Origin of the sequence: Pseudomonas sp. NY5710, from assembly GCF_013305665.1 — a bacterium.
Classification (GTDB): Bacteria; Pseudomonadota; Gammaproteobacteria; order Pseudomonadales; family Pseudomonadaceae; genus Aquipseudomonas; species Aquipseudomonas juntendi.
This window is the reverse complement of the sequence record NZ_CP045554.1, coordinates 635,872-647,326: the sequence shown is the minus strand read 5'-3', so window position 1 is coordinate 647,326 and position 11,455 is coordinate 635,872. Positions and strand designations below refer to the sequence as shown.

Here is an 11,455-nt window from a genome sequence, read left to right as displayed (position 1 = left end):
CTAGTGCAAGGCCTTGCGAGCGAAATGCCGGGGGCGGAAACCGCACAGGAACAAACAGCCGAAATAGGTCACGACCCCCGCCACGATCAGCACGCCGAGGCGCATGAAGCGCTCCAGCATGATGCCCTGCTCCCAGGCCGGCATATAGTGCATGCCTACCAGCAGCACTGCCGACATCAGCGCCACGGCCAGCACCAGCTTGGTCAGGAACATCGCCCAGCCCGGCTGCGGCTCGAACAAGCGCTGGCTGCGCAGTTTCCAGAACAGCAAGCCGGCATTCAGGCAGGCACCCAGGCTGATGGCCAATGCCAGCCCGGCATGCGCCAGCGGGCCGACCAGGGCCAGGTTGAATAGCTGGGTGCAGACCAGGGTGAAGACCGCGATCTTCACCGGCGTGCGGATATTCTGCTGCGCATAAAAGCCGGGTGCCAGTACCTTGACCAGAATGATCGCCAGCAAGCCCACCGAATAGGCCATCAGCGCCCGCTGGGTCATGGCGGCATCGAACGCGCTGAACTTGCCATACTGAAACAGCGCCACGGTCAGCGGCTCGGCCAGAATGGCCAGTGCCAGGGTGCACGGCAACACCAGCAGGAAGCACAGGCGCAGGCCCCAGTCGAGGATCCGCGAATACTCCTCGCGGTCCTTGTTGGCGTAGGTTTTGGCCAGGGTCGGCAGCAGGATGGTACCCAACGCCACGCCCAGCACGCCGGAAGGCAGCTCCATCAGGCGGTCGGCGTAATACATCCAGGATACCGAGCCAGCCACCAGGAACGAGGCGAAGATGGTGTTGATGATCAGCGAGATCTGGCTCACCGATACCCCGAGAATGGCCGGCAGCATCTGCTTGAGCACGCGCCACACGCCGGTATCGCGCAGGTTCAGGCGGGGCAGCACGAGCATGCCGATCTTCTTCAGCGCCGGCAACTGGTACAACAGTTGCGCCAGGCCACCGGCGAGCACCCCCCAGGCCAGGGCCATGATCGGCGGGTTGAAGTACGGCGTGAGCAGTACCGCGAAGGCGATCATCGCCACGTTGAGCAAGGTCGGGGTAAAGGCCGGTACCGAGAAACGGTTCCAGGTATTGAGGATCGCCCCGGCCAGGGACGACAGGGAGATCAGCAATATATAAGGAAAGGTCACCCGCAACAGGGCCGTGGTCAGTTCGTACTTTTCCGTGCTGTCGACAAACCCCGGGGCCGTGGCCCACACCACCCAGGGTGCCGCCAGGATGCCGATGGCGGTCACCAGGGCCAGGACCAGGGTGAGCAAACCGGTGATATAGGCAACGAAAGTGCGGGTCGCCTCCTCGCCTTGCTGCGTCTTGTATTCGGCCAGGATCGGCACGAAGGCCTGGGAAAATGCACCTTCGGCGAAAATGCGCCGCAGCAGGTTGGGCAACTTGAAAGCGATGAAGAAAGCGTCGGTGGCAATGCCTGCACCGAAGATACGCGCCAGAATGGTGTCGCGAATGAAGCCCAGCACCCGCGAAATCATGGTGATCGAGCTTACTGCAGCCAGGGATTTGAGCAGGTTCATCGAAAAGATTCACGCCAATGACAGAGGACGCTGCCAGACAGCATCCGAATGTGCGATACTCCCGCGCCTTCGCAGGGGAGCCAAAAATTCCCGAGTGTACAGGTCGCGCAGCAGAAAGGAATCTTTCCAGCTTGTTGGCGCACCGCTCGGCGGAACCTTGCAGGTGGCCTTGACATCCGCTCGACTGATCGGCATGATTCGCGGCCTATTTTGTTTGCTATTTACCTAAAGTCTTTCGAGGAGCTCGACGGTGGCCAACACACCTTCCGCCAAGAAACGTGCAAAACAGGCTGAGAAGCGTCGCAGCCACAACGCCAGCCTGCGTTCCATGGTCCGCACCTACATCAAGAATGTAGTTAAAGCCATTGACGCAAAAGACGCTGAAAAAGCACAAGCCGCTTATGTTCTGGCTGTACCTGTAATCGACCGTATGGCCGACAAAGGTATCATCCACAAGAACAAGGCTGCTCGTCACAAAGGCCGTCTGAATGGCCACATCAAGGCGCTGAAAGAAGCTGCAGCTGCCTAAGCGACGTTAAAGTCGAAAAGCCGACCCTAGGGTCGGCTTTTTGTTGCCTGCGATTTGGGCATGCGCCAAGGTGTAACCGCAATTTTGCAGGGGCGGCTTTGGTCGCCACCGGGCTGCAAAGCAGCCCCAGTGACTGTGTTTGCCTGCTGTTACTTGCCTAGCTGAATCTTCGGCGCCCATTGCAGCCACTCGTCCTCGGCCTTGTCGAACAAGGCGAAGGTCTGCTGCGGCCTGGCCGGGTTACCCATCCGCTCGCCATCCGGCGTCGCGAAGGCGATGCCACCATCGATCACGGTTTCCAGCGACTCGGTGCGCACGGTCGCGCCTTTGAACAGCCCCCAGTCGAAGCCGAAGCCGCTGGTGTTCCAGAAGCGGCTGCCACTGCGCACCAGCGCGGCATAACGCGGCTCGATCAGGATATGGATCAGCACGCGGTCAGCACTCTGCCCAAGCTCGAAGCCTGTCACCTTACCCACGGCTACCTCGCGGTAAGTAACCGGTACCCCAGGCTTGATCGAGCCACGGCGTGGTGCACTGAGGGTCAACGGCAGGCCGACCTCTGGCCCTGCCACCTGCGGCGCCTCGGGCAGCGCAATGAAGTCACTCTGCGGCCCGCGGTCTTTGGTAGCCGGCTGCACCTCCAGGTACTGGCCGGTCACCAGGGTATCCAGGTTCTCAGTGCGCACCAGGCCAAACGCAGGTTTGACCACCCAGAACTGCGTCCCGGCCCGGGCGATGCGATTCGCCGCTTCGGTGATACGCGCCCGCAGCAGCACCGCCTGCAGGTCATTGGTCAAGTCGACGCTCTCGATGCTGCCCACATCCAGGCCCCGGAAGCGAATCGCTGTGCCTGGCTTCAGGCCATCCGCGCGGTCGACACGGATGGTGATCAAGGTGCCCGCACGGTTCACCGCCTCTTGGCTTTCGTGCAGCCGGAAGCGCGGAATGTGCCGCTTCAGCGGAACATCCGCACGCGGCGTGTCGAAGGCAATGCCACCGGCCATCAGCGTTTGCAGCGACTCACTTTTCACCTTGATGCCCGACAAGCCGCCAGTCAGGGTAATACCGCTGGCGTTCCAGAAGCGCGACGAACCGTTGACCAGTTTTTCGTATTCTTTCTCGATGTGCACACCAATGAGGATGCGGTTACTGTTGCGGGCGAACTGATAGCTTTGCACGCTCCCGACTTTCACCTGGCGATACATCACCGGGCTGCCGACCTCCAGCGAACCGAGGGTGTCGGCGAACAGCACCATGTGCAGGCCAGGCGCCTTGAGGTCCAGCGGCGGCGCCTTGGCACGCGCCTCGAACTCGCGCTCTGGCCGCGCGCCCTTTTCGCCGGGGCGAATGGCGATGTAGTTACCTTTTACCAGCGCCTCCAGCCCCGTGATACCCGCCAGGGAAATCGAAGGCTTGACCACCCAGAACTGGGTCCCTTCCACCAGGTAGTCCTCGGTGAGCGGGTCCAGTGTCAGCTCGGCCGAAGCGCTGGCCAGGTTGTCTTCCATCTTCAGCGTTTTCAGCGAGCCAACCTGGATGCCTTTGTACATGACCGGGGTACGGCCCGCCTGCAGGCCTTCGTAATCGGTGAGCTTGACCTTGACCCGGATCCCCGCCTGAGCTGCATCGAAGTCTTCATACAGGCGGAACGGCAGGCTGGGGTCGGTTGGCGGGCTGTCCTTGCGATACTCCGGGGTTGCAAAGGCAATACCACCGGCAACGATGCTCGACAGCGACTCGCTACGCACTTTCACACCCGAAAGCGAAGCGTCGATGCTTACCCCGCTGGCATTCCAAAAGCGCGTGTGTTTGCGCACCAGGCTGGCGTAAGCCGGCTCGATGAATACTTTTACCTCCACCGTGCTCTGGTCTTCGGACAGGCGATAACTCTTCACCCGGCCGACCTGGATCTGTTTATAGAACACTGGGCTGTCACGGTTGAGCGAACCTAACCGTTCAGCCTTTAGCACAAGATGCAGGCCAGGTTCGCTGTCCGACAGCGGCGGCGCCACCTTAAGCGCGGTGAAGCGCTTGGTAGGCTCACCTTCGCCCGGGCTGACTGCGATGTAGTTACCAGACACCAGGGTTTCCAGGCCTGAAATGCCCGCCAGGGTGACACTGGGCTTCACCAGCCAGAAGCGCGTCCCCTTGGTCAGATGCGGCTCGGCATCCTTGTTCATTTCGATCGTGGCGATAACACCTTGGTTCTCACCCTCGGCATCGAGCACCAGGCTCTTCACCTTGCCAACCGGCATCCCTTTGTAGATCACCTCGGTCTTGTTGGCGACGATGCCGTCGCCCGACTCGAAGCGCACTTCAATCTCCACACCGGCCTGGCGGTAAGCCTGCCAAGCGAGCCAACCACCGATCATCAAGGCGATCAAAGGCAGGATCCAGATGGCCGACCAGTTCGAGGCTGGGCGGGTTTTAGCCGTTGGCAGGTCACTCATGGTCGTCATCCGACTCCGTGTTATCCCAAATCAGTCGGGGATCGAAAGTTAAAGCAGCAAACATTGTCAGGATCACCACAGTTGCGAAGGCGACGGCGCCCAAATTGGCTTCGACACTGGCTATTCGGCCGAAATTCACCACTGCCACGAGAATGGCAATGACGAAGATATCCAGCATGGACCAGCGCCCGATGAATTCGATGAAGCGGTACATGAATATCCGTTGCCGGGCCGAAAGCGGCTGCCGCCGTTGTACGGAGTACAGCAGCAAACCGATGCCTACCAGCTTGAAGGTCGGCACCAGGATGCTGGCAATGAACACCACTGCAGCGATCGGCACCATGCCGTGCTTGAGCAAGGTAATGACCCCGGACATGATCGTGTCCGGGCTGCCTTGGCCGAGGGTACTCACGGTCATGATGGGCAACACGTTGGCCGGAATGTACAGAATCGACGCGGCAATCAGCAGCGCCCAGGTGCGCACGATGCTGTTCGGACGCCGCGCATGCACTACAGCGCCACAACGTGTGCAGCTTTGCGATTTACTGTCCGGCGCCTGCCGGTTCAGCTCATGGCATTCATTGCAGACCAGAATGCCCGCATCAATCGCCCGCATGCAGGTCCTCCCCCGATAGCGCACTCCAGATCTGGTGCGGTGACATCACCACTTCCAGCCAAACCTGAATCAACAACAGGCTGATAAAACAGAACAACCCTAACCCTACGGTCAACTCAGCCAGGTCGACCAGCTTGACGATGGCCACCAGCACACCCATGAAATAGACCTCGAGCATGCCCCAATCGCGCAGGTGGTGATAGATACGGTAGAACAGCAGGCCCAAACTGCGCCCCACGTTCAGGCGAATACTCAGCAATACAGCCAGTTGGCACAGCAACTTGGTTAATGGAATGGCCATGCTGCAGAGGAAAACCACCACCGCCACGCCACGCATTTCCGAGTTGTACAGGCCTAGCACACCACTCCAGACAGTATCGTCAGACGTTTGGCCAAGCAGGTGCAGCTGCATGATGGGCAGAAAATTGGCTGGCACGAACAGCAACAAGGCCGTCAGTACCAAGGCCAGGCTGCGATTGACCACATTGTGCCGGTGAGCATACAGCTCGTAACCGCAGCGCGGGCAGAGGGCCTTTTCACCATGCTGTAACACGGGCTTGCGCAGCAGCAGGTCACATTCGTGGCAGGCCACGAGCTCTTCCAGCGGCAACCGGGCCAGCGATTCAGGTTCGACGGGATTGGACATAGAGTGCTTCTGAATAGGTGCGTGGGCCTATTCTAGTGTTCTGGCTCGAATTGTGGGAGCCGGCGTGCCCGTGAAGCGCACGGCGCGGTGAATGGCACCGGCTGTGCCGGTGTTCGCGGGCACGCCCGCTCCCGCAGTGATGGTGCCGGAGATTGTTTTTGGCCCATAAAGACAAAACCCCTACCTGCATGTGCAGATAGGGGTTTTGCGAAATGAATCTTGACGATGACCTACTCTCACATGGGGAAACCCCACACTACCATCGGCGATGCATCGTTTCACTACTGAGTTCGGGATGGGATCAGGTGGTTCCAATGCTCTATGGTCGTCAAGAAATTCTGTAGCCAGAATGTCCAGATGGACAGCCCAGCGAATTCGGATATGTGATGTTTGTGATGCCTTGCGAACTTTCGGTTCATGTCATCTTCACCACCGCAATCTGCGCTAGCAAATTGCTTGGGTGTTATATGGTCAAGCCTCACGGGCAATTAGTATTGGTTAGCTCAACGCCTCACAGCGCTTACACACCCAACCTATCAACGTCGTAGTCTTCGACGGCCCTTTAGGGGATTCAAGATCCCAGTGAGATCTCATCTTGAGGCAAGTTTCCCGCTTAGATGCTTTCAGCGGTTATCTCTTCCGAACATAGCTACCCGGCAATGCCACTGGCGTGACAACCGGAACACCAGAGGTTCGTCCACTCCGGTCCTCTCGTACTAGGAGCAGCCCCTCTCAAATCTCAAACGTCCACGGCAGATAGGGACCGAACTGTCTCACGACGTTCTAAACCCAGCTCGCGTACCACTTTAAATGGCGAACAGCCATACCCTTGGGACCGGCTTCAGCCCCAGGATGTGATGAGCCGACATCGAGGTGCCAAACACCGCCGTCGATATGAACTCTTGGGCGGTATCAGCCTGTTATCCCCGGAGTACCTTTTATCCGTTGAGCGATGGCCCTTCCATACAGAACCACCGGATCACTAAGACCTACTTTCGTACCTGCTCGACGTGTTTGTCTCGCAGTCAAGCGCGCTTTTGCCTTTATACTCTACGACCGATTTCCGACCGGTCTGAGCGCACCTTCGTACTCCTCCGTTACTCTTTGGGAGGAGACCGCCCCAGTCAAACTACCCACCATACACTGTCCTCGATCCGGATAACGGACCTGAGTTAGAACCTCAAAGTTGCCAGGGTGGTATTTCAAGGATGGCTCCATGAGAACTGGCGTCCCCACTTCAAAGCCTCCCACCTATCCTACACAAGCAAATTCAAAGTCCAGTGCAAAGCTATAGTAAAGGTTCACGGGGTCTTTCCGTCTAGCCGCGGATACACTGCATCTTCACAGCGATTTCAATTTCACTGAGTCTCGGGTGGAGACAGCGCCGCCATCGTTACGCCATTCGTGCAGGTCGGAACTTACCCGACAAGGAATTTCGCTACCTTAGGACCGTTATAGTTACGGCCGCCGTTTACCGGGGCTTCGATCAAGAGCTTCGCTTGCGCTAACCCCATCAATTAACCTTCCGGCACCGGGCAGGCGTCACACCCTATACGTCCACTTTCGTGTTTGCAGAGTGCTGTGTTTTTAATAAACAGTCGCAGCGGCCTGGTATCTTCGACCGGCATGAGCTTACGGAGCAAGTCCTTCACCCTCGCCGGCGCACCTTCTCCCGAAGTTACGGTGCCATTTTGCCTAGTTCCTTCACCCGAGTTCTCTCAAGCGCCTTGGTATTCTCTACCTAACCACCTGTGTCGGTTTGGGGTACGGTTCCCAGTTATCTGAAGCTTAGGAGCTTTTCTTGGAAGCATGGTATCAACCACTTCGTCGCCTAAAGGCAACTCGTCATCAGCTCTCGGCCTTGAAATCCCGGATTTGCCTAAGATTTCAGCCTACCACCTTAAACCTGGACAACCAACGCCAGGCTGGCCTAACCTTCTCCGTCCCTCCATCGCAATAACTGGAAGTACAGGAATATTAACCTGTTTTCCATCGACTACGCTTTTCAGCCTCGCCTTAGGGACCGACTAACCCTGCGTCGATTAACGTTGCGCAGGAAACCTTGGTCTTTCGGCGTGCGAGTTTTTCACTCGCATTGTCGTTACTCATGTCAGCATTCGCACTTCTGATACCTCCAGCAAGCTTCTCAACTCACCTTCACAGGCTTACAGAACGCTCCTCTACCGCATCATCATAAGATGATACCCGTAGCTTCGGTGCATGGTTTGAGCCCCGTTACATCTTCCGCGCAGGCCGACTCGACTAGTGAGCTATTACGCTTTCTTTAAAGGGTGGCTGCTTCTAAGCCAACCTCCTAGCTGTCTAAGCCTTCCCACATCGTTTCCCACTTAACCATGACTTTGGGACCTTAGCTGACGGTCTGGGTTGTTTCCCTTTTCACGACGGACGTTAGCACCCGCCGTGTGTCTCCCATGCTCGGCACTTGTAGGTATTCGGAGTTTGCATCGGTTTGGTAAGTCGGGATGACCCCCTAGCCGAAACAGTGCTCTACCCCCTACAGTGATACATGAGGCGCTACCTAAATAGCTTTCGAGGAGAACCAGCTATCTCCGAGCTTGATTAGCCTTTCACTCCGATCCACAGGTCATCCGCTAACTTTTCAACGGTAGTCGGTTCGGTCCTCCAGTCAGTGTTACCTAACCTTCAACCTGCCCATGGATAGATCGCCCGGTTTCGGGTCTATACCCAGCGACTAAACGCCCTATTAAGACTCGCTTTCGCTACGCCTCCCCTATTCGGTTAAGCTCGCCACTGAATATAAGTCGCTGACCCATTATACAAAAGGTACGCAGTCACCTAACAAAGTAGGCTCCCACTGCTTGTACGCATACGGTTTCAGGTTCTATTTCACTCCCCTCTCCGGGGTTCTTTTCGCCTTTCCCTCACGGTACTGGTTCACTATCGGTCAGTCAGTAGTATTTAGCCTTGGAGGATGGTCCCCCCATATTCAGACAAAGTTTCTCGTGCTCCGTCCTACTCGATTTCATTGATAAGAGATTTTCGTGTACGGGGCTATCACCCACTATGGCCGCACTTTCCAGAGCGTTCCACTAATCTCAAATCAACTTAAGGGCTGGTCCCCGTTCGCTCGCCACTACTAAGGGAATCTCGGTTGATTTCTTTTCCTCAGGGTACTTAGATGTTTCAGTTCCCCTGGTTCGCCTCTTGCACCTATGTATTCAGTACAAGATACTCAGCTTATGCTGAGTGGGTTCCCCCATTCAGAGATCTCTGGATCACAGTCTGTTTGCCGACTCCCCAAAGCTTATCGCAGGCTACCACGTCTTTCATCGCCTCTGACTGCCAAGGCATCCACCGTATGCGCTTCTTCACTTGACCATATAACCCCAAGCAATCTGGTTATACTGTGAAGACGACATTCGCCGAAAATTCGCATTTCGCTCAATTAAGAGCAGAACTCACAAATTTTACCTTAGCCTGATCACACACCAGTGAAAGTGCATGTCAGTCTATATCTATCACATATCCGAATTTTTAAAGAACGGTCTGACAAAAGTCAGAAATCAACATTCATCAACGAATGTTCATTTCTGAATTCTCATCAGCAAATGAATCAAGCAATTCGTGTGGGAGCTCATCAGCAGGCTGATGTCGTCGATTAAGGAGGTGATCCAGCCGCAGGTTCCCCTACGGCTACCTTGTTACGACTTCACCCCAGTCATGAATCACACCGTGGTAACCGTCCTCCCGAAGGTTAGACTAGCTACTTCTGGTGCAACCCACTCCCATGGTGTGACGGGCGGTGTGTACAAGGCCCGGGAACGTATTCACCGCGACATTCTGATTCGCGATTACTAGCGATTCCGACTTCACGCAGTCGAGTTGCAGACTGCGATCCGGACTACGATCGGTTTTGTGAGATTAGCTCCACCTCGCGGCTTGGCAACCCTCTGTACCGACCATTGTAGCACGTGTGTAGCCCAGGCCGTAAGGGCCATGATGACTTGACGTCATCCCCACCTTCCTCCGGTTTGTCACCGGCAGTCTCCTTAGAGTGCCCACCATAACGTGCTGGTAACTAAGGACAAGGGTTGCGCTCGTTACGGGACTTAACCCAACATCTCACGACACGAGCTGACGACAGCCATGCAGCACCTGTGTCAGAGCTCCCGAAGGCACCAATCCATCTCTGGAAAGTTCTCTGCATGTCAAGGCCTGGTAAGGTTCTTCGCGTTGCTTCGAATTAAACCACATGCTCCACCGCTTGTGCGGGCCCCCGTCAATTCATTTGAGTTTTAACCTTGCGGCCGTACTCCCCAGGCGGTCAACTTAATGCGTTAGCTGCGCCACTAAAATCTCAAGGATTCCAACGGCTAGTTGACATCGTTTACGGCGTGGACTACCAGGGTATCTAATCCTGTTTGCTCCCCACGCTTTCGCACCTCAGTGTCAGTATCAGTCCAGGTGGTCGCCTTCGCCACTGGTGTTCCTTCCTATATCTACGCATTTCACCGCTACACAGGAAATTCCACCACCCTCTACCGTACTCTAGCTTGCCAGTTTTGGATGCAGTTCCCAGGTTGAGCCCGGGGCTTTCACATCCAACTTAACAAACCACCTACGCGCGCTTTACGCCCAGTAATTCCGATTAACGCTTGCACCCTCTGTATTACCGCGGCTGCTGGCACAGAGTTAGCCGGTGCTTATTCTGTCGGTAACGTCAAAACAGCAAGGTATTAACTTACTGCCCTTCCTCCCAACTTAAAGTGCTTTACAATCCGAAGACCTTCTTCACACACGCGGCATGGCTGGATCAGGCTTTCGCCCATTGTCCAATATTCCCCACTGCTGCCTCCCGTAGGAGTCTGGACCGTGTCTCAGTTCCAGTGTGACTGATCATCCTCTCAGACCAGTTACGGATCGTCGCCTTGGTGAGCCATTACCTCACCAACAAGCTAATCCGACCTAGGCTCATCTGATAGCGCAAGGCCCGAAGGTCCCCTGCTTTCTCCCGTAGGACGTATGCGGTATTAGCGTTCCTTTCGAAACGTTGTCCCCCACTACCAGGCAGATTCCTAGGCATTACTCACCCGTCCGCCGCTGAATCAAGGAGCAAGCTCCCGTCATCCGCTCGACTTGCATGTGTTAGGCCTGCCGCCAGCGTTCAATCTGAGCCATGATCAAACTCTTCAGTTCAATACTGCTTGGGTTTTTAAGAAACCCTAAACTTGGCTCAGCAATCTCAAATGACTATGTGATTTCTCGCATGGCCACTTGTGATGCTGATAATCTTTTTGACTATCAGTCCATACTCACAAGCACCCACACGAATTGCTTGATTCGATTTGTTAAAGAGCGTTTGGTTAAGATCGTTTCGTCTCAACCGAGGCGCGCATTCTACGCTTTCCTCATTTGCTGTCAAGCGTTTATTTTGAAGTTTTTTGCGAGAAACTCGTTTAGCTTCAAACACTTGACTCACTGCGATCTCTCGTAGCGGGAGGCGAATCATACAGCGTTTAGAAGCGCTGTCAACCATCATCTCAACCGTTTTCGATCATTTGATCGTAGCCCTTACAGCGCTTTCCGAATCGGTTAACTCATTGAATCTCAAGGAGTTTGTCGTTCCGTTGTCGCTGGAAGTGGGGCGCATTATAAGGGGATTCGAGAGGGCGTCAACCTTTAATTTCAAGAAA

At 55.7% G+C, this 11,455-nt stretch carries 5 protein-coding genes and 3 rRNA genes; 1 reads left to right on the top strand and 7 read right to left on the bottom strand.

Features of this window, described 5'->3' with window-relative positions:
• Entirely contained in the window at positions 1–1,539 is a 1,539-nt protein-coding gene (gene murJ / locus GEV39_RS02930; protein WP_173887508.1) for a murein biosynthesis integral membrane protein MurJ, read from the bottom strand.
• A gap of 250 nt (positions 1,540–1,789) precedes the next feature.
• On the opposite strand from murJ, the gene rpsT reads away from it, so the two are divergent.
• Complete coding sequence (gene rpsT, locus GEV39_RS02925; RefSeq protein ID WP_003247625.1) at positions 1,790–2,068, top strand: 30S ribosomal protein S20; 279 nt, start codon at positions 1,790–1,792, stop codon at positions 2,066–2,068.
• A gap of 149 nt (positions 2,069–2,217) precedes the next feature.
• On the opposite strand, the gene GEV39_RS02920 is transcribed toward rpsT, so the two are convergent.
• The 6 genes from GEV39_RS02920 to GEV39_RS02895 all read right to left on the bottom strand — a co-directional run bounded on the left by GEV39_RS02920 (position 2,218) and on the right by GEV39_RS02895 (position 10,958).
• Positions 2,218–4,518, bottom strand: coding sequence for a PqiB family protein (locus GEV39_RS02920; RefSeq protein ID WP_110679456.1), 2,301 nt, complete (start codon positions 4,516–4,518; stop codon positions 2,218–2,220).
• Positions 4,511–5,134 (bottom strand): paraquat-inducible protein A, encoded by a 624-nt coding sequence (locus GEV39_RS02915; RefSeq protein ID WP_054913778.1) that lies wholly within the window; start codon positions 5,132–5,134, stop codon positions 4,511–4,513. The genes GEV39_RS02920 and GEV39_RS02915 overlap by 8 nt, the downstream gene beginning before the upstream one ends.
• Positions 5,121–5,780 (bottom strand): paraquat-inducible protein A, encoded by a 660-nt coding sequence (locus GEV39_RS02910; RefSeq protein WP_173887507.1) that lies wholly within the window; start codon positions 5,778–5,780, stop codon positions 5,121–5,123. Before GEV39_RS02910 ends, GEV39_RS02915 begins: the two co-directional genes overlap by 14 nt.
• Before the next feature lie 217 nt (positions 5,781–5,997).
• Positions 5,998–6,113 (bottom strand): 5S ribosomal RNA (rrf, locus tag GEV39_RS02905).
• A 134-nt stretch (positions 6,114–6,247) separates the two neighbouring features.
• Positions 6,248–9,140, bottom strand: a 23S ribosomal RNA gene (locus GEV39_RS02900).
• A 281-nt stretch (positions 9,141–9,421) separates the two neighbouring features.
• Positions 9,422–10,958 (bottom strand): 16S ribosomal RNA (locus GEV39_RS02895).
• The 16S, 23S and 5S rRNA genes sit together here, the layout of an rRNA operon.
• Between the last annotated feature and the right edge of the window lie 497 nt (positions 10,959–11,455).